Below are 25,732 nucleotides of genomic sequence, written 5' to 3' on the forward strand. Positions count from 1 at the left end.
TGCCGTACCCTCGGTCCCATGTCGCTCTACGCCGCGTACGCCGGCAATCTCGACCCGCGGCTCATGACGCGCCGCGCCCCCCACTCGCCGCTGCGCGCCACGGGGTGGCTCAACGGCTGGCGGCTGACGTTCGGCGGCGAGCACATGGGGTGGGAGGGCGCGCTGGCGACCATCGTCGAGGCCCCGCGGTCGCAGGTCTTCGTGGCCCTGTACGACATCGCGCCCCCGGACGAGGAGTCCATGGACCGCTGGGAGGGTGTCGGCCTCGACGTCTACCGGCGGATGCGCGTACGGGTCCACACGCTGGAGGGCGAGGAGTCGGCGTGGCTGTACGTCCTCAACGGGTACGAAGGAGGGCTCCCCTCGGCCCGCTACCTCGGCGAGCTGGCGGACGCGGCGGAGTCGGCGGGCGCCCCGCACGACTACGTGATGGAACTGCGCAAGCGCCCCTGCTGACCCACGGGACACGCCGGAGGGGAGCGCCGGCGGCACTCCCCGCGGCGGTCCCCGGCGGAAACGACAAGACAACGATCGCCAACCCGTGACCACCGGCATCTACGCGCGTAGGCCCGGACCGGCTACCCTCGTGCGCGTGAACGCATCTCTTCTTCCGGACGACATCCAGGGCGACCCCTACGCCGCCGCCGACGCCGCCGCCGCGCGCCTGCGGGAACTCTCGGGCGCCGATACCCACGACGTCGCCCTGGTGATGGGCTCCGGCTGGGCGCCGGCCGTGGACGCCCTCGGCGCTCCCGAAGCCGAGTTCCAGGTCACCGATCTGCCCGGTTTCCCGCCGCCCGCGGTCCAGGGTCACAGCAGCAAGGTCCGCTCGTACCGGACCGGCGACAAGCGCGCGCTCGTCTTCCTCGGCCGCACCCACTACTACGAGGGCCGCGGGGTCGCCGCCGTCGCGCACGGCGTCCGGACGGCCGTCGCCGCCGGCTGCAAGACCATCGTGCTGACCAACGGCTGCGGTGGTCTGCGCGAGGGCATGCGCCCCGGGCAGCCGGTCCTGATCAGCGACCACATCAACCTGACGGCGACGTCCCCGATCGTCGGCGCGAACTTCGTCGACCTGACGGATCTGTACTCGCCCCGGCTGCGTGCCCTGTGCAAGGAGATCGACCCGACGCTCGAAGAGGGTGTGTACGCGCAGTTCCCCGGCCCGCACTACGAGACGCCGGCGGAGATCCGGATGGCCCGCGTCATCGGGGCGGACCTCGTCGGCATGTCGACCACGCTGGAGGCGATCGCCGCGCGGGAGGCGGGGGCCGAGGTGCTGGGCATCTCCCTCGTCACCAACCTCGCCGCGGGGATGACCGGGGAGCCGCTGAACCACGAGGAGGTGCTCCAGGCGGGCCGGGACTCGGCCACGCACATGGGAGCGCTCCTCACCCGGGTCCTGGACCGGCTGTAGTTTCCTCGCCCCCGCCGCCCCTACCCCTTCCCGTCACTACTCGGGGGCTCCGCCCCCGAACCCCCGGTCCTCAAACTCCCCCAGCTACCGCTGGGAGGTGCCCCCGGACGGGCTGGATTTTCCAGCCCGTCCGGCGTTTGAGGACGAGCGCGAAGCGCGATTGCGGGGGTCTGGGGGCGGCAGCCCCCGGGGTCGGGACGGGAAGGGGCGGCGGGGGCGAAGGAATGGCGGGCCGGGGTACACACACACGTACGACGAACGAAAAGAGGTCGACCCTCGTGCTGCAGGACGAACTCATCGCGCGGGCCAAGGCATGGCTGGCCGAGGACCCCGACACGGACACCCGCGAGGAACTCGCCAAGCTCATCGACGCCGAGGACACCGCGGAGCTCACCGCACGCTTCACCGGCACCCTCCAGTTCGGCACGGCGGGCCTGCGGGGCGAACTGGGCGCCGGCCCGATGCGCATGAACCGCTCGGTCGTCATCCGCGCCGCCGCCGGCCTCGCCGCGTACCTGAAGGCGCGGGGGCAGGCGGACGGCCTCGTCGTCATCGGCTACGACGCCCGCCACAAGTCCGCCGACTTCGCCCGCGACACCGCCGCGGTCATGACGGGCGCCGGGCTGCGGGCCGCCGTACTGCCCCGCCCCCTCCCCACCCCGGTCCTCGCGTACGCCATAAGGCATCTGGGCGCGGTGGCGGGCGTGGAGGTCACGGCCAGCCACAACCCCCCGCGGGACAACGGCTACAAGGTGTACCTCGGTGACGGCTCCCAGATCGTCCCGCCGGCGGACACGGAGATCGCCGCCGAGATCGCCGCGGTCGCGAGCCTGGCGGACGTCCCCCGCCCGGACTCGGGCTGGGAGATCCTCGACGAGGGAGTCCTGGACGCCTACCTGGAGCGCACGGACGCGGTACTGACCGCGGGCTCGCCGCGAACCGCCCGCACGGTCTACACCGCGATGCACGGCGTCGGCAAGGAGACCCTCCTGGCGGCGTTCGCGCGGGCCGGCTTCCCCGCCCCCGAACTCGTCGCCGAGCAGGCCGAACCGGACCCGGACTTCCCCACGGTCGCGTTCCCGAACCCGGAGGAGCCGGGCGCGATGGACCTGGCCTTCGCGAAGGCCCGGGCGACGGACCCCGATCTGATCATCGCGAACGACCCGGACGCGGACCGCTGCGCCGCGGCCGTCAAGGACGGCGGCGACTGGCGCATGCTGCGCGGCGACGAGGTCGGCGCGCTGCTCGCGGCGCACCTGGTCCGCCGGGGCGCGCGCGGCACCTTCGCGGAGTCGATCGTCTCGTCCTCCCTCCTCGGCCGCATCGCCGAGACGGCGGGGCTGCCGTACGAGGAGACCCTGACGGGCTTCAAGTGGATCGCCCGGGTGGAGGGCCTGCGGTACGGGTACGAGGAGGCGCTGGGCTACTGCGTCGACCCGGACGGCGTACGGGACAAGGACGGCATCACGGCCGCCCTCGCCGTCACCGAGCTGGCCTCGGAGCTGAAGGAGGAGGGCCGCACGCTCCCCGACCTGCTGGACGACCTCGCCGTCGAGCACGGCCTGCACGCCACGGACCAGCTCTCCGTCCGGGTGGACGACCTCTCCCTCATCACGGACGCGATGCGCCGGCTGCGCGAGCGGCCCCCGACGCGCCTCGCGGGCCTCGCCGTCACCCGGGCCGAGGACCTGACCCTCGGCACGGACCGGCTGCCGCCCACGGACGGCCTGCGCTACACGCTGGACGGCGCCAGGGTCGTCGTCCGCCCCAGCGGTACGGAGCCGAAGCTGAAGTGCTACCTGGAGGTCGTGGTGCCGGTCGGCACCCACGACGGTCTCCCGGCGGCCCGCGCGACGGCGGCGGAACTGCTGTCGGCGATCAAGCGGGACCTGTCGGCGGCCGCGGGTATCTGAGGGGCCCGGCGATCCCGATGGTCCGGTGGGGCCCGCACGTGTGCGGGCCCCACCGGGCCGCCTCGCCCGATGCGTCCCTCAGCCCCACAGCACCAGCGCCGCCGCCCACGCCAGGGCCAGCACGACGGCCAGGGGCCACAGCGGGCGGCCCCGTTCGGGCGCGGTGCTCTCTCCGGTGGGGCGCAGTGCCGGGTCCTTGCGCATGGCCGACAGTTCGGCCGCCAGGGCGTCGTACGGATGGACCAGGCCACGGCGTCGCTCGAACCAGGCCCAGCGCGGCGCCGCGACCGACCAGTCGTCGTCCCGCCAGCGGAGCTTCAGTTCGAAGGACCGGCGGCGTACGGAGCGGATGTCGTCCCAGGGAACGTGGCGCGGGCCGCGCAGCCCGGTGACCCACAGGCCCGAGCGGTCCGCCGTGATGCGCCAGGCGAGTTTCACGGGGACGCGGACGGCTCCGTAGAGGCCGAGGGCCGTGACCAGGCCCAGTTTCCACAGGGACAGGTCGGACTCGGTGAACCCGGTCCAGGAGAGCCAGACGCCCCACTGCACCAGCAGCGCGGCGGCCAGCCAGTCCAGCCACCCGGCCCGCCAGCGGCGCACCGGGGCGGGGGTACGGTCCACGGCCGACTCCCTCGCCCGGGTCTCCAGTTGGCGGTGCCGTTCCTCGCGGGCCTTTGCCCTGGCGATGCGCCGCACACCGGCGCTCGGCGACAGCGGGCGGACGGGTCCCGCCGACCACTCCGTCAGCGGCGGCTGGTCCGGGTCCTCGTCGGCGCTCAGGACGACGACCTCGGCACCGTCGTAGGGGGCGCCGAAGAGGACGGCCTCGCGGACCGGCCCCGGGGTGTCGTCGTCCACCGCGTCGAGGAGCCGCTCCAGTTCCTCGACGGCCTCCGCACGGTCGGCGTCGGACCCGGTGTCGGACCGGGCATCGTTCCCGGTCCCGGCGGGGTCCGGTTCGTCGTCGTCCCCGTCCGTCTCGGCGTCACCGTCGTACGACGTCAGGTCCACCGTGAACAGCGGCCGCAGCGCCGCGAGGTCGTCCGCCGCGTACACCTCCGTGGTGCCCTGCGCGTCGTCGCGCACGAGGACACGCAGTACGGGTGCCGGGGTGCGGCGCAGCGCGACGGAGCGGCGGCGGCCGAGCCAGGCCGAGACCAGGGCGGTCGCGCCCAGCCCGGCCAGGTAGAAGGCCATGACCCAGGAGCCGCGGTGGTCGTCGGCCGTACCCCACAGCTGCGCGGTGGCACCGGTGAGCACGCCGAGCCCGAGCACCGCGAGGCCGAGCGGGATCAGGAATCGGCCGCGGCGCACCGGGGCGTCCGCGTCCGGGGCCCGTGCCGTGCCGTCCCCGGCGGCCTCCAGCGCCCGCTCCAGCTGGGCGCCGCGAGCCCGCAGGCGGACGGCGACGGCGGCCCAGGAGGCGACCACGACGAGCGCCCCGAAGGCCGTCACGGCCCAGGGCAGCGAGGGCGCCTCCACGGCCAGGCCGAGGAGCAGCGCGGGTGCCCCGGCCCAGACCAGCTCGGGCCGCGCGAGCACCCACAGGACGTACACGGCGAAGCCCGCCGCGACGAACGGCCACAGTCCGCCGAGCATCGCGGCCCAGGCGCCCGCGCAGAACGCGAAGGTGGTCACGGCGCCGGCGATCGACCGGCGCACCCGCAGGAAGGTCCAGCGCGGCGGCAGCACGGCCGACCAGCCCGCGGCCCGTCCGGCCGTCCAGTCCCGGCAGTCGTCGGGTATCGCGGCCGCGGGCAGTCTCAGCGGCTCGTCGTACGACACATGCACTCCTGGATCGCGGGGTGACGCCGGTGCCGGCGCGGGCACCGGTGGTGTCAGCGGAGGCCGGAGCACCCGCCCGGTCCGGCGGGCGCCCCGGCCCCCGGTGACAGGTGCCGCCCACTCGTACGGACCGGCGTGTCCATCGCCTCAAGCGGCGCTCGTACCGAGCCCGGTGGTGGTCGGGGTCCGGCTCAGCCGAAGGACAGCAGGATCGCCAGCAGTACGGCGCCGGCGGCCGCCGGGGCCATGACCTCGTAGGCCCACCGCAGCGAGACCTCACCCTGGGCCCGGGGGTCCTTGCCGCGGGCCTCCAGCAGTTCGCGCAGCTCGTCGATGATCTGGTCGCCCTGGGCACGTACGGGGCCTTCGGCGACCGGGGCGGGGTGCGGTGAGCGGGTACGCCGGGCGCCCGGCGCGTCCGCCCTCGCCTCCTTCGCCTCCTTGCGGGCGGCGCGCTTGCGGGCCCGCAGGGAGACCGGCACGGCCCACACCTGGTACTTGGTGCCGGCTGTGTCGAACACCTCGTTGGAGTAGCCGGACCGGAACGTCTCGACCGTTCCCCAGGGCAGCGTGATCACCCGGAAGGGGTTACGGACGCGCAGCCGTTGTTCGTTCGCGTACACGGCCGGGCGCACGGTGAAGGCGGCGACCAGCGGCACCAGGACGAGCAGCGTGGCGAGCGCCACCCAGGGGGTCCGGCCCTCGCCCGTGACCAGGGCGTCGATACCGAGCCAGCCGACGATCGCCAGCAGTAGCACGCCACCCGCGATACCGGAGGGAGACCGGTAGACCCGGTCCTTGTACGCGGGGTCGGGGGCGGGCGGCTGATGGTCCGGGGTCGTCATACGGCAGATTCTGCCTGACCCCCACGGAAACGCTCCGCTCCGGGGGCTCACACGAAAGCCCAGCCCCCACCGCCCTGAAGGGGCGCGAGGAACTGCGCACCCAGCCCCCACCGCCCTGAAGGGGCGCGGGGAACTGCGCGACCAGCCCCCACGCCCCCGCACCCGACAACGACACCCAAGCGGGCACCCCCCAAGGGGCGCGGGGAACTGCGCGACCAGCCCCCACGCCCCCGCACCCGACAACGACACCCAAGCGGGCACCCCCCAAGGGGCGCGGGGAACTGCGCGACCAGCCCCCACGGCCCCGCACCCGACGACGACACACCCTGCGGGCAAGCGTGGGCTGAGCGCGCAGTTCCCCGCGCCCCTGACGGGGCACCACCCCCGCGCCCTCGTCACCCGCAGGCGCGCATGGGCTGAGCACGCAGCCCTCGCGCCCCTGACGGGGCGCAGCCCTCCCAGGGGTGTACAGCCGCTACGCGCGTAGATATGCTCGTCTGGTGACCATGCCCAAAACCGCACCCCCCGCAGCGCACGCGCTCACGGACGTGACCGCGTCGGACAGCTCGCTGCGCCGCTTCCTCCACGGGTTGCCCGGCGTCGACACGGTCGGCCTGGAGGCGCGCGCCGCCTCCCTCGGCACCCGTTCCATCAAGACGACCGCGAAGGCGTACGCGATCGACCTCGCCATCTCGATGGTCGACCTGACGACGCTGGAAGGCGCGGACACCCCCGGCAAGGTCCGGGCGCTCGGCGTCAAGGCCGTCCACCCGGACCCCACGGACCGGACGGCCCCGACGACCGCCGCCGTCTGCGTCTACCCCGACATGGTGGCCACCGCGAAGCAGGCCGTAGCCGGCTCCGGCGTGAAGGTCGCCTCCGTCGCGACCGCCTTCCCGGCCGGCCGCGCCGCGCTCGACGTGAAGCTGGCCGACGTGCGGGACGCCGTCGCCGCGGGCGCCGACGAGATCGACATGGTCATCGACCGCGGCGCGTTCCTCTCGGGCAGGTACCTGAAGGTGTACGAGGAGATCGTCGCCGTGAAGGAGGCTTCCGGCGCCGCCCGCCTGAAGGTCATCTTCGAGACCGGCGAGCTGTCCACGTACGACAACATCCGGCGCGCGAGCTGGCTCGGCATGCTGGCGGGCGCGGACTTCATCAAGACCTCCACGGGCAAGGTCGCCGTCAACGCGACGCCCGCGAACACCCTCCTGATGCTGGAGGCGGTGCGTGACTTCCGCGCGCAGACCGGGGTCCAGGTCGGTGTGAAGCCCGCCGGCGGCATCCGTACCACGAAGGACGCCGTCAAGTTCCTGGTGCTGGTCAACGAGACCGCGGGCGAGGACTGGCTGGACAACCACTGGTTCCGCTTCGGCGCATCCTCGCTCCTCAACGACCTGCTGATGCAGCGTCAGAAGCTGACCACCGGCCGCTACTCCGGCCCCGACTACGTGACGGTGGACTGATCCATCATGGCTTCCGCATTCGAGTACGCACCGGCGCCCGAGTCCCGCTCCGTCGTCGACGTCGCCCCGTCGTACGGGCTCTTCATCGACGGCGAGTTCACCGAGGCCGCCGACGGCAAGGTCTTCAAGACGGTCAGCCCGAGCACCGAGGAGGTCCTCTCCGAGGTCGCCCGGGCGGGCACCGAGGACGTCGACCGCGCGGTGCGGGCCGCCCGCCGGGCCTTCGCGAAGTGGTCCGCGCTGCCCGGCTCCGAGCGCGCCAAGTACCTCTTCCGCATCGCCCGCATCATCCAGGAGCGCAGCCGCGAACTGGCCGTCCTGGAGACGCTGGACAACGGCAAGCCCATCAAGGAGACCCGCGACGCGGACCTCCCCCTGGTGGCCGCGCACTTCTTCTACTACGCGGGCTGGGCGGACAAGCTCGACCACGCCGGTTTCGGCGCGGATCCGCGCCCGCTGGGTGTCGCCGGCCAGGTCATCCCCTGGAACTTCCCGCTGCTGATGCTGGCGTGGAAGATCGCCCCGGCGCTCGCGACGGGCAACACGGTCGTCCTGAAGCCCGCGGAGACCACCCCCCTGTCGGCCCTGTTCTTCGCGGACATCTGCCGTCAGGCGGGCCTGCCCCGGGGCGTCGTCAACATCCTCCCCGGATACGGCGACGCGGGCGCGGCACTCGTCGAACACCCGGACGTGAACAAGGTGGCCTTCACCGGCTCGACCGCGGTCGGCAAGGCCATCGCGCGCCAGGTCGCGGGCACGAAGAAGAAGGTCACGCTCGAACTGGGCGGCAAGGGCGCGAACATCGTCTTCGACGACGCGCCCATCGACCAGGCCGTCGAGGGCATCGTCACGGGCATCTTCTTCAACCAGGGCCAGGTCTGCTGCGCCGGCTCCCGGCTCCTGGTCCAGGAGTCGGTCCAGGACGAGCTGCTGGACTCCCTGAAGCGCAGGCTCTCGACCCTGCGCCTGGGCGACCCGCTCGACAAGAACACCGACATCGGCGCGATCAACTCCGCCGAGCAGCTCTCGCGCATCACCACGCTCGTCGAGCAGGGCGAGGCCGAGGGCGCCGAGCGGTGGTCCCCGTCCTGCGAGCTGCCGTCCGCCGGCTACTGGTTCGCCCCGACGCTCTTCACGAACGTCACGCAGGCCCACACCGTCGCCCGCGACGAGATCTTCGGCCCGGTCCTGTCCGTCCTCAGCTTCCGCACCCCGGACGAGGCGGTCGCGAAGGCCAACAACAGCCAGTACGGCCTCTCCGCGGGCATCTGGACCGAGAAGGGCTCCCGCATCCTGGCGGTCGCGAGCAAGCTGCGCGCGGGCGTCATCTGGTCCAACACGTTCAACAAGTTCGATCCGACCTCGCCGTTCGGCGGCTACAAGGAGTCGGGTCACGGCCGCGAGGGCGGTCGCCACGGCCTGGAGGCGTACCTCGATGTCTGACAAGCCGAAGAAGAACAAGAAGAGCGAGAAGAACGCCGGGGCGGGGAAGGCCGATCGGATCGAGCAGACCGAGCGGACCGAGCGGCAGCGCCTGCGCGTCTTCAAGACCTACAAGCTGTACGTCGGCGGGAAGTTCCCGCGTTCCGAGAGCGGCCGGGTGTACGAGGTGACCGCAGCACCATCAGCCGCTGACGCGGCGGGCAAGGGCACGTGGCTGGCCAACGCGCCGCGCGCGAGCCGCAAGGACGCCCGCGACGCGGTCGTCGCCGCCCGCAAGGCGTTCGGCGGCTGGTCGGGCGCGACCGCGTACAACCGCGGCCAGGTCCTCTACCGCGTCGCGGAGATGCTGGAGGGCCGCAGGCACCAGTTCGTCCACGAGGTCGCCGACGCCGAGGGCCTGTCGAAGTCGAAGGCCGCCGAGCAGGTCGAGGCGACCATCGACCGCTGGGTCTGGTACGCGGGCTGGACCGACAAGATCGCCCAGGTGGTCGGTGGCGGCAACCCGGTGGCGGGCCCGTTCTTCAACCTCTCGACCCCCGAGCCGACGGGTGTGGTGGCGGTCCTGGCCCCGCAGGAGTCGTCGTTCCTCGGGCTGGTCTCGGTGGTGGCCCCGGTGATCGCGACCGGCAACACGGCGGTCGTGATCGCGAGCGAGCGCTCCCCGCTGCCCGCGCTGTCGCTGGGCGAGGTGCTGGCCACCTCCGACCTGCCGGGCGGTGTGGTCAACATCCTCACCGGCGGGACGGCGGAGATCGCGGCCCCGCTGGCGGCGCACCAGGACGTCAACGCGATCGACCTGGCCGGCGCCGACGAGGCGCTGGCCAAGGAGCTGGAGATCGCGGCCGCCGACAACCTCAAGCGCGTCTTCCGTCCACAGCCTGTGGATCATTTCGCCGCGCCGGGCATCGAGCGCCTCACCGCCTTCCTGGAGACGAAGACGGTCTGGCATCCGACCGGCGCACTGGGCGCATCCGGCTCGTCGTACTAGGGCGTACCGCGCCGGCCAGAAGGACGGTTCGGCCCACCGGAGCGGGAGAGCCGCGCTTCCCCACCGTCCGGGGGAGGCGCGGCTCTCTCTCGTCTCCCGCGAGGGGTCCGTGCGCGCGTCCGTACGTCGGCCGGTTCAGGCTCCCAGCAGTTGGGTCGCCTGGCCCACCACCGGGACGGCGCCCAGCGACTGGGCCTGCGCCACCGGCCCCGTGAGCATGGTCGTCGCCAGCGGCGGGAAGTCCGCCACCTGCGTACCGAGGCCGTTGTCGAGCGGGTCCACGCCCGTGCCCGCCAGCGGGTTGGGCTTCAGCCCCGCGACCGGCCCGGTCACGTACCCCACGATCCCCGTCGTCGCCTGGAGCCCGGCCTTCGGGTCGATGTTGCCCAGCGAGGTCGGACGCGTCTGGACCACGTCCCCCACGGGGTCGATGTCCGCCGCTGCCGCCGAGGCCGCCCCCGCTCCCACCGCGATCCCCGCGGTCGTGAGAGCCAGCAACGCGCGCCGGACGGTCGGGTTCTTCGAGGCCGAGTGTCGTGCCATGGCTGCTGCCGCCTTCTGCTGCGCAAGGTAATGAGGTCGACACGTAGGGTAGTTGACGTGTGACGCACACTCCAAAGACGACCCGCGGGCTCGGCCGGCGGCGGATGATGCCGCACACTGGTGTCTCGTGAGTTCCCATCTCCCGAATTCCGTGACAACCGCGCGCGTCGTCCTGCTGTGCGGTCCCTCCGGCTCCGGCAAGTCCCTCCTCGCGGCCCGCTCCGGTCTCCCGGTACTGCGGCTCGACGACTTCTACAAGGAGGGCGACGACCCGACGCTGCCGCAGGTGGCGGGGAGTTCGGACATCGACTGGGACCACCCGCTGTCCTGGGACGCGGACGCGGCGGTCGCGGCGATCGCGCAGCTGTGCGGGACGGGGCGTACGAGTGTTCCCGTGTACGACATCTCCCTGAGCGCCCGTACGGGTTCCGAGACCGTCGACTTCGGGGGGACGCCGGTGTTCATCGCCGAGGGCATCTTCGCGGCGGAGATCGTGCAGCGGTGCCGGGAGGCGGGAGTGCTGGCCGACGCGCTGTGTCTGAGCCGGGGCGCCGTGACCACGTTCCGGCGGCGGTTCCTGCGGGATCTGCGGGAGGGCCGAAAGTCGGTGCCGTTCCTTCTTCGGCGGGGGTGGCGGCTGATGCGGGACGAGCGGGCGATCGTCACCCGGCAGACGGCTCTCGGCGCGTACGCGTGTGATCGCGACGAGGCGCTGGGACGGCTCGCGGCGGCCGCCGTGCACTCCGTGCCGGAGGTGGTGGACGGCCTGCGGGTGCGTGAGGCGTGAGGGCCGGTCACGCGGCTCGCCCGCGCCCCTGAGAGGGCGCTCGCGCGCGAAGAAGCGGGACCGGATGGGCCCCCCGGCCCTTCCGGTCCCGCTTTTCCGTGCTCCCCCGTGTGTTTCCCCCGTGGTCCCCCGTGACCCCGTTGGTTCCCCCGGTGTGGTGCACCCGAGTGGTCCGCCGCCTCCCCCGAAGTGACGGACTTCCCCGAGCTGTCCGCCGCCTCCCCCCGGAGTGACGAACTTTTCCCCCTTGCTGTCCGTCGCCTCCCCCGAAGTGACGGACTTCCCCGTGCCGTCCGCCACCTCCCCCGAAGTGACGGACCGCTTCCCCCCACAGCCTTCAGGCGACGAGCTCCCCGAAGGACTCCTCCTCGTCACGGCCGAAGCTGAGGACGTCGTCCTCGCGCAGCCGGCGGAGTGACCGCCAGATGCTCGACTTCACCGTGCCGACACTGATGTCGAGGATCTCCGCGATCTCCGGGTCCGTGCGGCCCTCGTAGTAACGGAGGACCAGCATCGTGCGCTGGAGTTCGGGCAGCCGGGCGAGCGCCTGCCACAGGACGGCGCGCAGCTCGGTGCCCCGCATCGCGTCCGTGTCGCCGGCCGTCTCCGGCAGCTCCTCGGTCGGATATTCGTTCAGCTTGCGGCGGCGCCACGCGCTGATGTGCAGATTGGTCATGGTGCGGCGGAGGTAGCCCCCCACCGCGGCCTTGTCGCTGATCCGGTCCCACGCCCGGTACGTCGAGAACAGGGCGCTCTGCAGCAGGTCCTCGGCCTCGAAGCGGTCGCCGGTCAGGTGGTAGGCGGTTGCGTACAGGGAGGCGCGGCGCTCCTGGACGTAGGCGGTGAACTCCGCCTCCGACACCGAGCGGCGCTCCCCCGTGACCTCCCCGTACGCTGCCCCCGTTCCCCCGTGGGCGACCCCCGTACCGCTTCCCCCCGTACGTGCGTCAACCACCGTCATGTACGACCCGGTGTGCTGACGCCCGGTGCCGCGAGCGCACCCCCGCCCGCTCACGGCACCGGACTTCTCGGTGCTCCTCGTGACGTCGTGGAGCCGCGTGACAACTGCGCCAGTACTGGTGCTGTGCAGCGTGTTCATCTCGCGCCCCCCGTCGTGGAGTTCCGGTTCTCCGGTACTTCCGATACTTCGCTGTGGTGCTTCCTTGCCCGTGACCAAAAGCTTGCCGGGGTCACTTCATGACGGTGTCCCCCGACTGTCACAGACCTGTCACAGGGGCTCAGGCCGGCCGGTCCACCGACCGATCACGCAGAAGCGTCGTACGGCTACTCATCCGGCACACCAGGCACGCCCTCGGCAGCCTCTCGTACGCGGGACATGTGTGGGAGCGCTCCAACAGTCGATACCCGCCCACGTCATGGGACAGAATGACGTCCGTGCCTTCCCTGTTGCTGATCGAGGACGACGACGCCATCCGGACGGCCCTGGAGCTCTCACTGACGCGCCAGGGACACCGGGTGGCCACCGCTGCCACCGGCGAGGACGGTCTGAAGCTGTTGCGCGAGCAGCGGCCTGATCTGATCGTTCTCGACGTGATGCTGCCAGGCATCGACGGATTCGAGGTGTGCCGGCGTATCCGGCGGACGGATCAGCTGCCGATCATCCTGCTGACCGCCCGCAGCGACGACATCGACGTCGTGGTGGGACTGGAGTCGGGCGCCGACGACTACGTCGTGAAACCCGTGCAGGGGCGGGTGCTCGACGCCCGCATCCGGGCCGTGCTGCGGCGCGGTGAGCGCGAGGCGAACGACTCGGCGACGTTCGGCTCCCTGGTGATCGACCGTGCCGCGATGACCGTGACGAAGAACGGCGAGGACCTGCAGCTCACCCCCACCGAGCTGCGGCTGCTCCTGGAGCTGAGCCGGCGGCCCGGACAGGCGCTGTCGAGACAGCAGTTGCTGCGCCTGGTGTGGGAGCACGACTACCTCGGTGACTCGCGGCTCGTCGACGCGTGTGTGCAGCGGCTGCGCGCGAAGGTGGAGGACGTGCCGTCCTCGCCGACCCTGATCCGTACCGTGCGCGGCGTCGGCTACCGGCTGGACAATCCTCAGTGACCAAACCGCAGGACAAGCTCCGTGGCTGGGCGGCGGCCCGCCGGACCGTCATGGCGGGGCTCCGCTTCACCAGTCTGCGGCTGCGCCTGGTCGTGGTGTTCGGGCTGGTCGCGCTGACCGCCGCGGTGTCGGCGTCCGGGATCGCGTACTGGCTCAACCGCGAGGCCGTGCTGACACGTACCCAGGACGCGGTGCTCGGCGACTTCCAGCAGGCGATGCAGACCCGTGCTAGCACCCTGCGGCAGCATCCCACGCAGGGTGAACTGCAGCGCGCCGCGGGGCAGATGGCGAACAGCAGCCAGCGCTTCAGCGTGCTGCTGATCGCCGAGGACGAGAACGGGAAGACCGTCCGCGGCAACTCCGACCTGGACACCTTCACGCTGGAGGACGTACCGCAGTCCCTCCAGAAGGCGGTGAACAAGGAGCAGAAGATCTCCGCGAACAACAAGTACGCGTACCACCTGTACTGGCAGCGGACCGTGCAGGGCGACAAGCCGTATCTCGTGGGCGGCGCGAAGGTCATCGGCGGCGGGCCGACCGGGTACATGCTGAAGTCCCTGGAGCCGGAGGCCAAGGACCTCAACTCGCTGGCCTGGTCGCTGGGGATCGCGACCGGGCTGGCGCTGATCGGCTCGGCGCTGCTGGCGCAGGCCGCCGCGACGACCGTGCTGAAGCCGGTGCACCGGCTGGGGACGGCGGCGCGGCGGCTCGGCGAGGGCAAGCTCGACACCCGGCTGCGGGTGTCCGGCACGGACGAACTCGCCGATCTGTCGCGGACGTTCAACCGCACCGCGGAGGCGCTGGAGAAGCGGGTCGAGGACATGAGCGCCCGTGAGCAGGCGTCCCGGCGGTTCGTGGCGGACATGTCGCACGAGCTGCGCACGCCGCTGACCGCGATCACCGCCGTGACCGAGGTGCTGGAGGAGGAGCTCGACGCCGAGACCGGCAGCGTCGACCCGATGATCGAGCCCGCCGTACGGCTCGTCGTCAGCGAGACCCGGCGGCTGAACACCCTCGTGGAGAACCTCATGGAGGTCACCCGCTTCGACGCGGGCACCGCCCGGCTCGTCTCCGACACCGTCGACATCGCCGACCAGATCACCGCCTGCATCGACGCGCGCGCCTGGCTGGACGCGGTGGAGCTGGACGCGCCGCGCGGCATCATGGCGCACGTCGACCCGCGCCGCCTGGACGTCATCCTGGCGAACCTGATCGGCAACGCCCTCAAGCACGGTGGTTCCCCGGTGCGGGTGTGCGTGCGCGAGGAGGGCGCCGACCTGGTGATCGAGGTGCAGGACCACGGTCCCGGCATCCCCGAGGACGTCCTGCCGCACGTCTTCGACCGCTTCTACAAGGCGAGTGCCTCCCGGCCGCGCTCGGAGGGCAGCGGCCTCGGCCTGTCCATCGCCCTGGAGAACGCCCATATCCACGGCGGCGAGATCACCGCCGCGAACTCGCCCAAGGGCGGGGCCGTCTTCACCCTGCGGCTGCCGCTCGACGCCTCGGAGCCGAAGGACCCGGAGCACCCGGACCACCCGGACGACCCCGGGGACGGCGACCCGGACCGGCCCGGCACCGACACGGACACGGGCCGCGACGCCGACCGCACCGAGGGGGGCGTGTGATGTCCGCACCGACCGCACGGGGCGCCCGGAACACCCGCGCCGCGCGGGACACCTGGCTCATACGCGGGGCACGGGCGGTCCGTCCGCTGCTCGCCGTGCCGCTGCTCGCCGTGGTGCTGTCCGGGTGCGGTATCCGGGCCACCGAGGTGCCGACCGACTTCGGGCCCGCGCCCTCCCGGGTGCCGTGCGCGCTGACCGGTCCCGACATCGGTACGCAGTCCTCGCGCGGCATCCTCGTCCAGGTCTTCCTCATCTGCTCCTCGCAGCTCGCACCCGTCGACCGGACCGTGCGGATCGCGGCCGGGCCGGCGGAGACGGACCGGGTGCGCGCCGCGCAGGCCCTCCTCGACGAGCTCTCCGAGTCCCCGTCGGCCGCCGAGGAGCAGGCGAACTACGCGACGAACGTGCCGAAGGACCTGACGGTGACCGGCCCGCAGGGCACCGACCCGGCGGACGCGCTCCGTCTCAGCACGGCGCCGGCGGAGCTGACGCCGTACGCCCTGGCGCAGATCATCTGCACCTTCAGCGACTCGGAGGCCGCCTCCGACGACGCCACGGTGACCCTGGGCGGCCCCGGCACGGACACGGCGCGGCGCTACGAGTGCACGGAGGCCGTACGCACCCGGCCGGGCACGGAGACACCGCCCTCGACCCGGACCGACGACGCCTGACCCGCCTCCGGCGACCCCTTGGCGGGCCCGGCAAGGCCCGTCTGTGGCGCACGCCTCACCCGTGCGGACCAAGCGCCGTCGTCACACGGAACCGATCCTGCCGGTGGCCGCGTCTTGGGGATCGTGCAGCGTCAAGGCTTCAACGGCGAGACCGCCGTGATCCGCGTCCGTGCGACGGGAGGGCTCCTCCTCGTCGCACATCTCGCGCTTGTTGCCTGGGTCACGCTGCGGCCCCTGGACGTGCCCTGGGTGAGCGCCGCGAACCTGCGTCCGTTCGCCAGCATCAGGGCGGATCTCGCGATGGGCCCCGAGGCGGCGGCCCGCGCCATCGGCAAGGGTCTGCTGCTGCTCGCCCCGCTCGGGGTGCTGCTGCCCGTGACCGGCGGCAGACTCGCCGCCTCCCCGCTGCTGTCCCTGGTGCGGACGGTCGCCGCGGGCGCGCTGTTGTCGCTGGCCATCGAACTCCTGCAGACCGGCGTGCCGGGCCAGGTCGTCGACGTCGACTCGCTGCTGCTGAACACCGTGGGCGTGGCACTGGCGCATCTCGCGGTCGTGCCCGCCGCCCGGGCCGCGCTGCGCCGGCGGGCCGACACCCGGAGCAGGGCCGCCGCGCTGCGCCGCGAGGAAGCGGCGGAGCAGCCGGCTCAGGGTCTGACCCCGACGATTCCCAGGGTCGGTGTCGCCCCGTAGAGCGACGTTTCGCCCCCTTCGCGTCCGTAGCGTTGTGGTCGGACGGGGCAGCCGCACAGGAAGCCCCGGGACTGTCCGACGACGCTCACGAAGGAGCCCTCATGACCCGCCTTGCCCGCCCCACCGACGGCCGGATGCTCGGCGGAGTGTGCGCAGCGCTGGCTCGGCGCTTCGGCACCTCCGCGACCACGATGCGGGTGATCTTCCTGGTGTCCTGCCTGCTGCCGGGCCCGCAGTTCCTGCTCTACATAGCGCTGTGGATCCTCTTCCCCTCCGAGGGCAAGGCGGCCCGCACGGCCTGGTGACCACGCGCGAGTACGCCGATGGGCGCACCCCGGGCCGGGGTGCGCCCATCGGCGCGTACGAGGACGGCGGGAGCCGGGATCAGCCCAGCGGGACGCCGTTCACCGGCAGGCCGTGCGTGGGCAGGCCCTGTACGGGCAGACCGCCCAGCAGGCCGGCGGCGGGCGCGGTCGGGCCCGCGGCGAGGAGGTTGGTGAGGGCCGGCTGGGCGGCGGTGACAGCGGTGCCGAGTGCGCCCTGGCTGTGGGTGACGGCGTCGCCCGCCGGCAGGGTCTTGGTGATGCCGTCCGCCGGCAGCGCGCTGGTGACGGTGCCGAGCGCCGGGACGGCGTCCGGGACCGCGGGGGCGGCGTTGGCGGCGCCCGCACCGGCGGCGGCGAAGGCGGCACCGAGAGCGGTGACGCCGAGGGTCTTGGCAGCAGACTGCTTCATCTTCGTCCTTGCATGCTGTGACGGGGATTCGAGCGGTCCGAAACGGTAATCACGTGCGAGGGCGCCCCGCAAACATCGGAAAACGGCCGAGTCGCCCCGACCCGGCCGCTCCTCGTCCTTCTCCTTCAGCCCTCTTCGCGTACAGAACCGCTGGTGGAGGCGGTCTGCTGGAACAGCCATTCGGACTTCAGCTCGGCATATCCGGGCTTGATCACGTCGTTGATCATGGCCAGTCGTTCATCGAAAGGAATGAATGCTGATTTCATCGCATTGACTGTGAACCACTGCATGTCGTCGAGCGAATAGCCGAAGGCGTCGACAAGGTGCTCGAATTCCCGGCTCATGCTGGTGCCGGACATCAGACGGTTGTCGGTGTTCACCGTCGCCCGGAAGTGCAGCCGCCGCAGCAGTCCGATGGGGTGCTCGGCGTACGAGTCGGCGGCGCCCGTCTGGAGGTTGGAACTGGGGCACAGCTCCAGGGGGATCCGCTTGTCGCGCACGTACGAGGCGAGGCGGCCCAGTTCCACCGAGCCGTCCTCCTGCACCTGGATGTCGTCGATGATGCGCACGCCGTGGCCCAGCCGGTCGGCGCCGCACCACTGGAGCGCCTGCCAGATGGACGGGAGTCCGAACGCCTCGCCCGCGTGGATCGTGAAGTGGTTGTTCTCCCGCTTCAGGTACTCGAAGGCGTCCAGGTGGCGGGTGGGCGGGAAGCCGGCCTCGGCGCCGGCGATGTCGAAGCCGACGACGCCCTGGTCCCGGTAGCCGTTGGCGAGTTCGGCGATCTCCAGGGAACGGGCCGCGTGCCGCATGGCGGTGAGCAGGGCGCCGACGCGGATGCGGTGACCGCTCTCGCGGGCCCGCCGCTCCCCCTCCCGGAAGCCCTCGTTGACGGCCTCGACGACCTCTTCGAGGGTGAGCCCGCCTTCGAGGTGCTGCTCGGGCGCGTACCGCACCTCCGCGTAGACGACGCCGTCCTCTGCGAGGTCCTCGGCGCACTCGGCGGCGACGCGGACCAGTGCGTCACGGCTCTGCATGACGGCGCAGGTGTGCGCGAAGGTCTCCAGGTACCGCTCCAGGGAGCCGGAGTCGGCGGCCTCGCGGAACCAGATGCCGAGTTTGTCGGCATCCGTCTCCGGCAGACCGGTGTAGCCCGACGCACGGGCGAGGTCGACGATCGTCCCGGGGCGCAGGCCCCCGTCGAGGTGGTCGTGCAGCAGGGCCTTCGGCGCCCGGCGGATCTGCTCCGAGCTCGGGGTGTTCTTGGTCTGGCGCGTCATCTCCGCACTCTAACGCCTACGCGCGTAGATCTCTCGTCGCGCTGATCCGTCGATATGTAACGGTGACCGTGCGGACGGATGGCGTACACCATTACTTCTGACACTGTTTTGTCATGGCACAGCAAGCGACGCCGGCTCGCACGGCCCGGCTGGGGCGGGCGCTCGGTACGGAGCCGACGGCGGTGAGCGGCGTGGTACTGCTGCTGCCGGCCGGCGAGGAGACCTCTGCCCGCAGACCGTCACCCATGCTGGCGGCCGCGTCCGTACGGGCGTTGGGGCGCCGGCTCACCCGCGCGGGGCGCACGGAGGGGCTGGCCGTGCACGTGGTGCACTACCGGTTCCGCGGCTGGAACGGGAGCGAGGCGCATCTGGCGCAGGACGCCGCGTGGGCCGCGGACGAGGTCGTGCGGCGGTACGGGGACGTGCCCGTGTGTCTCGCCGGGGTGGACATGGGCGGGCGGGCCGCCCTGCACGCGGGAGGCCACACCGCCGTCAACTCCGTGCTGGCGCTGTCCCCCTGGCTGCCCGAGGAGGACGTCGCGGCGCCGCCCGAACCGGTGAAGCAGCTCGCGGGACGGCGGGTGCTGATCGTGCACGGGACCAACGACCAGCGGACCGACCCCGAGTTGTCGTTCCGGCTCGCGGCGCGCGCGAAGAAGGCGAACCGGGACATCTGCCGGTTCGAGGTGCACTCGGACCGGCATGCGCTGCACGCCTACCGGGACGAGGTGCACGCGCTCGCGGAGGACTTCGTGATGGGGGTGCTGTTCGGGCGCCCCTTCGCCCGCCCGGTCGAGGACGCCCTGGCGGCCCCGCCACCACTGGGCCTGCGCATGCCGCTCGCCTCCGGCTTCGGCCGGTCGCTCCGGCGTTAGCGGCCCGGGGAACGCCGTCGTCCGTTCCCGGGTGCGTACGTCATTCCGGCAGCAGTGCGCCCCTCTTCGACAGCAGGAACTTCTTGAAGGCCGCCACCGGGGGTGTGTCCGGGTGGCCGTCCAGCCAGGCCACGCCGATCTCCCGGGCCGCCCTCGGGGCCGTGACCGTCAGTTCCACCACTCCGGGGCGCGGGACCGCCGGCGGGGGCAGGAGGGCCACTCCCAGGCCGGCCGCCACCAGGCCCCGCAGGGTCTCCGCCTCCTCTCCCTCGAAGGCGACCCGGGGACGGAAGCCGGCCTGCCGGCAGAGGTCGTCCGTGATGCGGCGCAGGCCGTAGCCCGGCTCCAGGGTCACGAACGTCTCGTCGGCGGCCTCGGCGAGGCGGATGCGGCGGCGGGAGGCCAGCCGGTGGTCGGCGGGGACGACCAGGCGCAGCTTCTGTTCGTCCAGGCGGCGGCCCACCAGGTCGGGCGCGTCCGGCACCGGGGACGTGAGGCAGAGGTCCAGTTCGCCGGAGCGCAGGCGCTCGATCATCGCCTCGCCGTAGTTCTGGACGAGGCTGAACCGTACGCGGGGGTGGTCGGCGCGGAAGGCCCGGATCAGCGCGGGCACCGTCTCGGAGCCCATGGTGTGCAGGAAGCCGAAGGCGACCTTGCCGGTGGCCGGGTCGGCGTCGGCCCGTACCTCGTCGGCGGCCCGCTCGATCTCGGCGAGGGCGCGTTCGACGGAGCCGAGGAACGTACGGCCCGCGGGGGTGAGGGAGACCGTGCGGCCCCGGCGGGCGAAGAGGTCCACGCCCAGGTCCTGTTCGAGGCGGACCATCGCCCTCGACAGCGTCGACTGCGGGACCTGCATCTCCTGCGCGGCCCGCGTCACATGCTCGGTGCGGGCCACTCCGGCGAAGTACGCCAGGCGTGGGGCGAGCACCGTGACGATGTCTTCTGTGTCACTGGACGGTGACAGGCGGCCCTCTGGCCTCTGCTGATGCATCACGGGAACGATTATGGCCGTTTCGTGCATTGGACGGATGACAGAGGGGACTTTAGGTTCGAAACATGCCTTCTGCCAGTACCGGGGCGTCCACGACCGTGGTCGCCTCCTCCGCCGCCGCCCCCGATACCACTGCCACTGCCCGCGAAGTCGTCCCCGTCGACGACCGGCTGACCCCCGGCGGGCCCGGCTACCGCCGGATGAGCCTCGCGCTCTTCCTCGCGGGTGTCGCGACCTTCGCGCTCCTCTACTCCACGCAGGCTCTCCTCCCCCTGGTCTCCGCCGACTTCGGGGTCACGGCGAGCACCGCGAGCTGGACGGTGTCGGCGGCGACCGGCGCACTGGCCCTGTTCGTCCTGCCGCTCAGCGCGCTCTCGGAGCGCTTCGGGCGGCGTACGTTGATGACGGCGTCCCTGGCGATCGCCGTCACCGTCGGACTGCTCGTGCCGTTCGCCCCGTCGGTCGGCTGGCTGATCGCGCTGCGGGCCGTCCAGGGCGCGGCGCTGGCCGGGCTGCCCGCCTCGGCGACGGCCTACCTGGCGGAGGAGGTGCGTCCGAAGGCACTGATCACCGCCATCGGCCTGTTCGTCGCCGGCAACAGCGTCGGCGGGATGAGCGGCCGGGTCATCACCGGCTGGGTCGCGCAGGAGTGGGGCTGGCGGGTCGCCGTCGCGGCGATCGGCGTGATCGCCGTGGGGTGCGCGGTCGCCTTCCGGCTGCTGCTCCCGGCACCGAAGCACTTCACGGCCGGTTCGCTGCGCCCCGCGGTGCTGGTCCGCACCGTCCGCTCGCACCTCGCGAACCCGCTGCTGCGCAGGCTGTACGCGATCGGCGCGCTGTTCATGACGGTGTTCGGCGCCGTCTACACGGTGATCGGCTACCGCCTCACCGACGCCCCGTTCTCGCTGCCGCAGGGCATCATCGGCTCGATCTTCCTCGTCTACCTGGTCGGTACGGTCTCGGCGTCGGCGGCCGGGAAGCTGGTGGACCGGCTCGGCCGGCGCGGCGCGCTGTACCTGGGCGGCGCCACGACGGCCGCCGGCCTGCTGGTGTCGCTGGCCGACGCGCTGCCGCTCGTGCTGCTCGGCCTGGTGCTGATCACCGCCGGCTTCTTCGCGGGACACGCGGTGGCGTCCTCCTCGGTCAGCCACACCGCGAAGGAGGGCCGCGCCCAAGCCTCGGCGCTGTACCAGTCCGCCTACTACCTGGGTTCCAGCGCGGGCGGCACGCTCGGCGCGGTGGCCTACCACTCCGGCGGCTGGGCCGGAACGGTGGCACTCGGACTGCTGGCGGTCGTCGGCGTCGTGGGGATCACGGTGGCCGGGTCGCACGCGGCCCGGACGCGGCGGCACCCGGTGGCCGTACAGCACTGACACACACCCCGGGCCCTCGGAGCCTCCCGGAAACTCCGGGGCCTCTTGGGACCTCTCGGGGGCAATCGGCGGACACGCGGGTGCAGGTCGACACAGGAAACTGTCCTGACCTGCGCGTTTTCCGTCTCGGGGGGCCATTGTCAGTGGGCTGCGGTAGCTTCCGAAGTGCCGGGCCGCAATGAGGCGGTTCCTGCGCAACGGACAGAGCCACAGGGGTGGGTTGGCCATGAGCGACGGTACGGCGACGATGGAGGACCTCGACGTCCGGCTGGAGAAGCACCGGGTCGAGCTGACGGGGTACTGCTACCGGATGCTCGGCTCGTCCTTCGAGGCCGAGGACGCCGTGCAGGACACGCTGGTGCGCGCCTGGCGCAGCTACGACAAGTTCGAGGGCCGCTCCTCTCTGCGCTCGTGGCTGTACCGGATCGCGACGAACGTCTGCCTCGACATGCTGGCCGCGGGCAACAAGCGGGCCCGGCCCATGGATCTGACGGACTCGACACCGCTCGCGCAGGCCGCTCTGAACCCGCGCCCGGACCACACCTGGCTGGAGCCCATGCCGGACGCGCGCGTGCTGCCGACCGTCGCCGACCCCGCCGAGGCCGCCGTGGCCAAGGAGTCGGTGCGCCTCGCCTTCATGGCGGCGCTGCAGCAACTGCCGCCCAAGCAGCGGGCCGTGCTCATCCTGCGCGAGGTCCTGGCGTGGAAGGCGAGCGAGGTGGCCGAGCTGCTCGGCACCACGGTCGCCTCCGTGAACAGCGCGCTCCAGCGGGCCCGGGCGACGCTCGGCGAGAGCGAGAACGGGAGCGTGGCGGCCCGGGCCGCCACCTCCGACCCGCTCGACGAGGAGCAGCAGAAGCTCCTGGAGCGCTATGTGGCCGCCTTCGAGGGGTACGACATGACGGCGTTGACGGCCCTCCTGCACGAGGACGCCGTGATGACGATGCCGCCGTTCGACCTGTGGCTGACCGGCGCCGACGACATCACGGGCTTCATGACGACGCTCGGCGCGCCCTGTGCGTACTCCCACCTGGTCCCGGTCGCGGTGAACGGCCTGCCGGGCTTCGCCCAGTACAAGCCGGATCCCGAGACCGGGGGCCGCACGGCGTGGGCCGTGCAGGTCCTGGAGATCTCAGAGGGGCGGATCACCGGATTCCACTGCTTCCTCGACACGGAGCGGTGGTTCCCGCTGTTCGGGCTGCCCCTCCACCTCGAAGCGGAGGCCGACCAGGGCGAGCAGTGAGCGCAGGGCGGGGTCGGGGGCGCGGAGCCTGATGCTGCCGCCGGCGCGGCGGGCGGCGAGCTGCATCCTGGCCAGCACGTCGACGGTCGTCAGGCCCGGTGGGCCCAGACCGGCGACGTCGCAGACCACGACGTGGGCTCCGGTGTGCTCCAGTCGTGCGCGCACGGCCTCGCACCACCTCGGCACCTCGTCTCGGGTGACGGGGCCGGGCAGGACGAGTACGGCGGGTGTCATGGGGTCCACGTGCGGTAGACCGGGGGGCGGCGCGGAACTCATCGCGGAGCTTTGGCTTGGGCCACGCTCCCGGGGTGACCTGCGGTCCGCCGGCCTGCGGTCGGCTGTCCGCCTGCGGCCCGGTGAGGGCTGGTCGCGCAGTTCCCCGCGCCCCTGAAGGGGCCGGTTGTCGGGCGCGGGCCGGGTGGGGTTGCTCGCGCCGTTCCCCGCGCCCCTGAAGGGGGCGGTTCTCGGGTGCCGGTCGGTTGGGGGTGCTCGCGCCGTTCCCCGCGCCCCTGGAGAGGTGGTTGTCGGCGGGGAAGGTCACATTGACCTGGGTGTGCCCTGGCCTGGAGGGTTGGGTGTATGCCCCATGAATCAGAGGCCGCCGCACCACACATACCGGTCCGCCGCCGTCCCCGGGGATCCCGGGGGGTGTCGTGCAAGGGGTGCTGAACGGGTTCGCCGTCATCGCCGTCGTCATCGGTGTCGGCTATCTGATCGGGCGGCGGGGGTATCTCGGCGACAACGGCCGGGAGGTGCTGACCAAGCTCGCGTTCCACGTCGCCACGCCCGCGCTGCTCTTCACCACCCTCGCGCGGGCGGACCTGTCGGTGATCCTGTCGAACCGGCTGCTGGTGACGGCGATCAGCACGTTCGCGGTGGCCGGCGTCTTCGTCGCGGTCGGTGCGGTCCGCCGGTGGGGCGTGGGCCGTACGACGATCGGCGCGCTCTGCTCCAGTTACGTCAACGCCGGCAATCTCGGCATCCCGATCGCCGTGTACGTCCTCGGGGACGCCTCACTCGTGGCGCCGGTCCTGCTGTTCCAGCAGATCGTCATGACGCCCGTCGCCCTGACGATCCTGGACCTGTCGGGGCGGGGCGAGAAGCAGTCGCTCTGGCGGCGGGTGACCGTTCCCGTCCGCAACCCCATCGCCATCGGCTCGCTGTCCGGGGTGGCCGTCTCCGCGACCGGCCTGACCGTGCCGGGACCCGTCATGGATCCGCTGACGCTGATCGGGAACATGTCCGTACCGGCCGTGCTGCTCGCCTTCGGCATCTCCCTGTGCGGCAGCACCATGCCGGGCCGCGGGGCCGACCGGGCGCCCGTGCTGCTCTCCGTCGCCCTGAAGTCGGTGGGCCAGCCGCTGGCCGCCTGGGCGCTGGCGGCGGGGGTCTTCGGCCTGCGGGGCGAGCCCCTGCTCGACGTGGTGGTCACCTCGGCGCTGCCGGCCGCGCAGAACCTCTTCACGTACGCCTCGCGCTACCGCGTCGGCGAGGTCCTGGCCCGCGAATCGATCCTGCTGTCCACGATGCTGGCGGTACCGGTACTGGTGGTGATCGCGGCGTTGCTGGGGTGATCCGACATGCCGGACGGGACCGGTGGCCGTCCACCGGTCCCGTCCACCCGGATGAGGAACCCCAGGTCACGTGATACGTCAGGCAATGCGTTCCAGTACCACCGGGGCCGCCGTGAAGGGTGTCCCGGGGGACGCCACGTCGTACGAGCCCCGCACCGCTTCCAGGGCGTACTCGAAGCGCTCGGGGGTGTCCGTGTGCAGGGTCAGGAGCGGCTGGCCCTCCGTCACCGTGTCGCCCGGCTTCGCGTGGAGTTCGACGCCCGCGGCGGCCTGCACCGGGTCCTCCTTGCGGGCGCGGCCCGCGCCCAGGCGCCAGGCGGCGACGCCGATGTCGTACGCGTCCAGGCGGGTCAGGACGCCCGACGCGGAAGCCCTGACCACGTGCTGCTCGCGGGACGTGGGGAGCTCGGCGTCCGGGTCGCCGCCCTGCGCCGCGATCATGCGGCGCCAGGCGTCCATCGCCGAGCCGTCGGCCAGTGCCTTCGCGGGATCGGCGTCCTTGACGCCCGCCGCGTCCAGCATCTCGCGGGCCAGGGCGAGGGTCAGCTCGACGACGTCGGCCGGGCCGCCGCCCGCCAGGACCTCGACGGACTCGCGGACCTCCAGGGCGTTGCCCGCCGTCAGGCCGAGCGGGGTGGACATGTCGGTGAGCAGGGCGACCGTCTTCACGCCGTGGTCCGTGCCCAGGCCGACCATCGTGGCGGCCAGTTCGCGGGCGTCCTCGATCGTCTTCATGAAGGCGCCGGAGCCGACCTTCACGTCCAGGACGAGCGAGCCCGTACCCTCCGCGATCTTCTTCGACATGATCGAGGAGGCGATCAGCGGGATCGCCTCGACGGTGCCGGTCACGTCACGGAGCGCGTACAGCTTCTTGTCCGCGGGCGCAAGGCCGTCGCCCGCCGCGCAGATCACCGCGCCGACCGAGTCCAGGACGGAGAGCATCTCGTCGTTCGACAGGAGGGCGCGCCAGCCGGGGATCGACTCCAGTTTGTCGAGGGTGCCGCCGGTGTGGCCGAGGCCCCGGCCCGACAGCTGCGGGACGGCCGCGCCGCAGGCCGCCACCAGCGGGGCCAGCGGAAGCGTGATCTTGTCGCCGACGCCGCCCGTGGAGTGCTTGTCGGCCGTCGGGCGGGACAGGGACGAGAAGTCCATGCGCTCGCCGGAGGCGATCATCGCGGCCGTCCAGGTGGAGATCTCCCGGCGGTTCATGCCGTTGAGCAGGATCGCCATGTTGAGGGCGGCCATCTGGTAGTCGGCGACCTCACCGCGCGTGTACGCGTCGATGACCCAGTCGATCTGCTCGTCAGTGAACTCGCCGCGGTCCCGCTTGGTGCGGATGACGGAGATGGCGTCCATCGACATCGTCGTGGCTTCCCTTCGAACGAAAAGTGCAGCGGCCCCTCCCGGTGTCCCTC

25 protein-coding genes are annotated in these 25,732 nt (G+C 72.3%); 16 read left to right on the plus strand and 9 right to left on the minus strand.

Features of this window, described 5'->3' with window-relative positions; translation table 11 throughout:
* Positions 1–18 precede the first annotated feature (18 nt).
* The 3 genes from ACFYXC_RS10540 to ACFYXC_RS10550 all read left to right on the plus strand — a co-directional run bounded on the left by ACFYXC_RS10540 (position 19) and on the right by ACFYXC_RS10550 (position 3,330).
* Positions 19–456, plus strand: a complete 438-nt coding sequence (locus tag ACFYXC_RS10540; protein ID WP_388914577.1) for a gamma-glutamylcyclotransferase — start codon at positions 19–21, stop codon at positions 454–456.
* A gap of 136 nt (positions 457–592) precedes the next feature.
* Positions 593–1,417: a purine-nucleoside phosphorylase gene (locus ACFYXC_RS10545; RefSeq protein ID WP_388914574.1), complete on the plus strand. Its 825-nt coding sequence runs from the start codon at positions 593–595 to the stop codon at positions 1,415–1,417.
* 281 nt (positions 1,418–1,698) lie between these two features.
* On the plus strand, positions 1,699–3,330 hold the full coding sequence (locus tag ACFYXC_RS10550; RefSeq protein ID WP_389550000.1) for a phospho-sugar mutase: 1,632 nt from the start codon (positions 1,699–1,701) through the stop codon (positions 3,328–3,330).
* 78 nt (positions 3,331–3,408) lie between these two features.
* Here the strand turns inward: ACFYXC_RS10550 and ACFYXC_RS10555 are convergent, their stop codons facing one another.
* The gene (locus tag ACFYXC_RS10555; protein WP_389549267.1) at positions 3,409–5,115 is read right to left on the minus strand and encodes a hypothetical protein; all 1,707 of its coding nucleotides are present in this window, start codon (positions 5,113–5,115) and stop codon (positions 3,409–3,411) included.
* 191 nt (positions 5,116–5,306) lie between these two features.
* Positions 5,307–5,960: a PH domain-containing protein gene (locus ACFYXC_RS10560; RefSeq protein ID WP_389549270.1), complete on the minus strand. Its 654-nt coding sequence runs from the start codon at positions 5,958–5,960 to the stop codon at positions 5,307–5,309.
* A gap of 506 nt (positions 5,961–6,466) precedes the next feature.
* Between ACFYXC_RS10560 and deoC the strand changes: the two genes are divergently transcribed.
* From deoC to ACFYXC_RS10575, 3 genes are read left to right on the plus strand one after another with little or no spacing between them, the layout of a single operon-like run.
* Positions 6,467–7,426 carry a deoxyribose-phosphate aldolase gene (gene deoC, locus ACFYXC_RS10565; protein WP_388914900.1) on the plus strand — a complete coding sequence of 320 codons (960 nt, stop codon included), beginning with the start codon at positions 6,467–6,469 and terminating at the stop codon, positions 7,424–7,426.
* A 6-nt stretch (positions 7,427–7,432) separates the two neighbouring features.
* Entirely contained in the window at positions 7,433–8,869 is a 1,437-nt protein-coding gene (locus tag ACFYXC_RS10570) for an aldehyde dehydrogenase family protein (RefSeq protein WP_389549273.1), read from the plus strand.
* The gene (locus ACFYXC_RS10575) at positions 8,862–9,857 is read left to right on the plus strand and encodes an aldehyde dehydrogenase family protein (protein WP_389549276.1); all 996 of its coding nucleotides are present in this window, start codon (positions 8,862–8,864) and stop codon (positions 9,855–9,857) included. Before ACFYXC_RS10570 ends, ACFYXC_RS10575 begins: the two co-directional genes overlap by 8 nt.
* A gap of 135 nt (positions 9,858–9,992) precedes the next feature.
* On the opposite strand, the gene ACFYXC_RS10580 is transcribed toward ACFYXC_RS10575, so the two are convergent.
* A complete protein-coding gene (locus ACFYXC_RS10580; RefSeq protein ID WP_388914559.1) occupies positions 9,993–10,400 on the minus strand; it encodes a hypothetical protein in 408 nt (135 codons plus the stop codon).
* Positions 10,401–10,527: 127 nt separating this feature from the next.
* Here ACFYXC_RS10580 and ACFYXC_RS10585 point away from each other — a divergent pair, with 127 nt between their 5' ends.
* The gene (locus ACFYXC_RS10585) at positions 10,528–11,187 is read left to right on the plus strand and encodes a uridine kinase (RefSeq protein WP_389549280.1); all 660 of its coding nucleotides are present in this window, start codon (positions 10,528–10,530) and stop codon (positions 11,185–11,187) included.
* Positions 11,188–11,524: 337 nt separating this feature from the next.
* Here ACFYXC_RS10585 and ACFYXC_RS10590 read toward each other — a convergent pair whose 3' ends face one another.
* Positions 11,525–12,286, minus strand: a complete 762-nt coding sequence (locus ACFYXC_RS10590; RefSeq protein ID WP_388914553.1) for a SigE family RNA polymerase sigma factor — start codon at positions 12,284–12,286, stop codon at positions 11,525–11,527.
* Positions 12,287–12,582: 296 nt separating this feature from the next.
* Between ACFYXC_RS10590 and afsQ1 the strand changes: the two genes are divergently transcribed.
* The 5 genes from afsQ1 to ACFYXC_RS10615 all read left to right on the plus strand — a co-directional run bounded on the left by afsQ1 (position 12,583) and on the right by ACFYXC_RS10615 (position 16,551).
* Positions 12,583–13,260 carry a two-component system response regulator AfsQ1 gene (afsQ1, locus tag ACFYXC_RS10595; protein WP_099505496.1) on the plus strand — a complete coding sequence of 226 codons (678 nt, stop codon included), beginning with the start codon at positions 12,583–12,585 and terminating at the stop codon, positions 13,258–13,260.
* Between the two features lie 50 nt (positions 13,261–13,310).
* Positions 13,311–14,885, plus strand: coding sequence for an ATP-binding protein (locus ACFYXC_RS10600; protein WP_389550004.1), 1,575 nt, complete (start codon positions 13,311–13,313; stop codon positions 14,883–14,885).
* Entirely contained in the window at positions 14,885–15,556 is a 672-nt protein-coding gene (locus ACFYXC_RS10605; protein WP_389549283.1) for a hypothetical protein, read from the plus strand. The genes ACFYXC_RS10600 and ACFYXC_RS10605 overlap by 1 nt, the downstream gene beginning before the upstream one ends.
* 123 nt (positions 15,557–15,679) lie before the next feature.
* Positions 15,680–16,246 (plus strand): VanZ family protein, encoded by a 567-nt coding sequence (locus tag ACFYXC_RS10610; protein ID WP_388914547.1) that lies wholly within the window; start codon positions 15,680–15,682, stop codon positions 16,244–16,246.
* A 101-nt stretch (positions 16,247–16,347) separates the two neighbouring features.
* Entirely contained in the window at positions 16,348–16,551 is a 204-nt protein-coding gene (locus tag ACFYXC_RS10615) for a PspC domain-containing protein (protein ID WP_389549285.1), read from the plus strand.
* 79 nt (positions 16,552–16,630) lie between these two features.
* On the opposite strand, the gene ACFYXC_RS10620 is transcribed toward ACFYXC_RS10615, so the two are convergent.
* Together ACFYXC_RS10620 and ACFYXC_RS10625 are read right to left on the minus strand one after the other, a co-directional pair.
* A complete protein-coding gene (locus ACFYXC_RS10620; protein ID WP_388914541.1) occupies positions 16,631–16,981 on the minus strand; it encodes an ATP-binding protein in 351 nt (116 codons plus the stop codon).
* A 125-nt stretch (positions 16,982–17,106) separates the two neighbouring features.
* The gene (locus tag ACFYXC_RS10625) at positions 17,107–18,261 is read right to left on the minus strand and encodes an adenosine deaminase (RefSeq protein ID WP_388914538.1); all 1,155 of its coding nucleotides are present in this window, start codon (positions 18,259–18,261) and stop codon (positions 17,107–17,109) included.
* Between the two features lie 113 nt (positions 18,262–18,374).
* Here ACFYXC_RS10625 and ACFYXC_RS10630 point away from each other — a divergent pair, with 113 nt between their 5' ends.
* Entirely contained in the window at positions 18,375–19,136 is a 762-nt protein-coding gene (locus ACFYXC_RS10630; protein WP_389549289.1) for an alpha/beta hydrolase, read from the plus strand.
* A gap of 40 nt (positions 19,137–19,176) precedes the next feature.
* Here the strand turns inward: ACFYXC_RS10630 and ACFYXC_RS10635 are convergent, their stop codons facing one another.
* The gene (locus tag ACFYXC_RS10635) at positions 19,177–20,127 is read right to left on the minus strand and encodes a LysR substrate-binding domain-containing protein (RefSeq protein WP_388914894.1); all 951 of its coding nucleotides are present in this window, start codon (positions 20,125–20,127) and stop codon (positions 19,177–19,179) included.
* Between the two features lie 65 nt (positions 20,128–20,192).
* On the opposite strand from ACFYXC_RS10635, the gene ACFYXC_RS10640 reads away from it, so the two are divergent.
* Positions 20,193–21,500, plus strand: a complete 1,308-nt coding sequence (locus ACFYXC_RS10640) for an MFS transporter (RefSeq protein ID WP_389549292.1) — start codon at positions 20,193–20,195, stop codon at positions 21,498–21,500.
* 226 nt (positions 21,501–21,726) lie between these two features.
* On the plus strand, positions 21,727–22,743 hold the full coding sequence (locus ACFYXC_RS10645; protein WP_389549294.1) for a sigma-70 family RNA polymerase sigma factor: 1,017 nt from the start codon (positions 21,727–21,729) through the stop codon (positions 22,741–22,743).
* Here ACFYXC_RS10645 and ACFYXC_RS10650 read toward each other — a convergent pair.
* Positions 22,633–23,019 carry an STAS domain-containing protein gene (locus ACFYXC_RS10650; protein ID WP_388914526.1) on the minus strand — a complete coding sequence of 129 codons (387 nt, stop codon included), beginning with the start codon at positions 23,017–23,019 and terminating at the stop codon, positions 22,633–22,635. The genes ACFYXC_RS10645 and ACFYXC_RS10650 overlap by 111 nt on opposite strands.
* Before the next feature lie 377 nt (positions 23,020–23,396).
* Here ACFYXC_RS10650 and ACFYXC_RS10655 point away from each other — a divergent pair, with 377 nt between their 5' ends.
* Positions 23,397–24,317 carry an AEC family transporter gene (locus tag ACFYXC_RS10655; RefSeq protein ID WP_389549298.1) on the plus strand — a complete coding sequence of 307 codons (921 nt, stop codon included), beginning with the start codon at positions 23,397–23,399 and terminating at the stop codon, positions 24,315–24,317.
* A 78-nt stretch (positions 24,318–24,395) separates the two neighbouring features.
* On the opposite strand, the gene ACFYXC_RS10660 is transcribed toward ACFYXC_RS10655, so the two are convergent.
* A complete protein-coding gene (locus ACFYXC_RS10660) occupies positions 24,396–25,673 on the minus strand; it encodes a thymidine phosphorylase (RefSeq protein WP_388914891.1) in 1,278 nt (425 codons plus the stop codon).
* Positions 25,674–25,732: the final 59 nt, after the last annotated feature.

The sequence above is a fragment of the Streptomyces sp. NPDC002701 genome (assembly GCF_042889045.1).
Lineage (GTDB): Bacteria > Actinomycetota > Actinomycetes > Streptomycetales > Streptomycetaceae > Streptomyces.

Bases quoted from the DNA above. Each gene is read 5' to 3' on its own strand.
- ACFYXC_RS10540 (WP_388914577.1), top strand. From the start codon at position 19: ATGTCGCTCTACGCCGCGTACGCCGGCAATCTCGACCCGCGGCTCATG.
- ACFYXC_RS10560 (WP_389549270.1), bottom strand. From the start codon at position 5,960: ATGACGACCCCGGACCATCAGCCGCCCGCCCCCGACCCCGCGTACAAG.
- deoC (WP_388914900.1), top strand. From the start codon at position 6,467: ATGCCCAAAACCGCACCCCCCGCAGCGCACGCGCTCACGGACGTGACC.
- ACFYXC_RS10570 (WP_389549273.1), top strand. From the start codon at position 7,433: ATGGCTTCCGCATTCGAGTACGCACCGGCGCCCGAGTCCCGCTCCGTC.
- ACFYXC_RS10575 (WP_389549276.1), top strand. From the start codon at position 8,862: ATGTCTGACAAGCCGAAGAAGAACAAGAAGAGCGAGAAGAACGCCGGG.
- ACFYXC_RS10580 (WP_388914559.1), bottom strand. From the start codon at position 10,400: ATGGCACGACACTCGGCCTCGAAGAACCCGACCGTCCGGCGCGCGTTG.
- ACFYXC_RS10590 (WP_388914553.1), bottom strand. From the start codon at position 12,286: ATGAACACGCTGCACAGCACCAGTACTGGCGCAGTTGTCACGCGGCTC.
- ACFYXC_RS10600 (WP_389550004.1), top strand. From the start codon at position 13,311: ATGGCGGGGCTCCGCTTCACCAGTCTGCGGCTGCGCCTGGTCGTGGTG.
- ACFYXC_RS10605 (WP_389549283.1), top strand. From the start codon at position 14,885: ATGTCCGCACCGACCGCACGGGGCGCCCGGAACACCCGCGCCGCGCGG.
- ACFYXC_RS10615 (WP_389549285.1), top strand. From the start codon at position 16,348: ATGACCCGCCTTGCCCGCCCCACCGACGGCCGGATGCTCGGCGGAGTG.
- ACFYXC_RS10620 (WP_388914541.1), bottom strand. From the start codon at position 16,981: ATGAAGCAGTCTGCTGCCAAGACCCTCGGCGTCACCGCTCTCGGTGCC.
- ACFYXC_RS10625 (WP_388914538.1), bottom strand. From the start codon at position 18,261: ATGACGCGCCAGACCAAGAACACCCCGAGCTCGGAGCAGATCCGCCGG.
- ACFYXC_RS10630 (WP_389549289.1), top strand. From the start codon at position 18,375: ATGGCACAGCAAGCGACGCCGGCTCGCACGGCCCGGCTGGGGCGGGCG.
- ACFYXC_RS10635 (WP_388914894.1), bottom strand. From the start codon at position 20,127: ATGCATCAGCAGAGGCCAGAGGGCCGCCTGTCACCGTCCAGTGACACA.
- ACFYXC_RS10640 (WP_389549292.1), top strand. From the start codon at position 20,193: ATGCCTTCTGCCAGTACCGGGGCGTCCACGACCGTGGTCGCCTCCTCC.
- ACFYXC_RS10645 (WP_389549294.1), top strand. From the start codon at position 21,727: ATGAGCGACGGTACGGCGACGATGGAGGACCTCGACGTCCGGCTGGAG.
- ACFYXC_RS10650 (WP_388914526.1), bottom strand. From the start codon at position 23,019: ATGAGTTCCGCGCCGCCCCCCGGTCTACCGCACGTGGACCCCATGACA.
- ACFYXC_RS10660 (WP_388914891.1), bottom strand. From the start codon at position 25,673: ATGGACGCCATCTCCGTCATCCGCACCAAGCGGGACCGCGGCGAGTTC.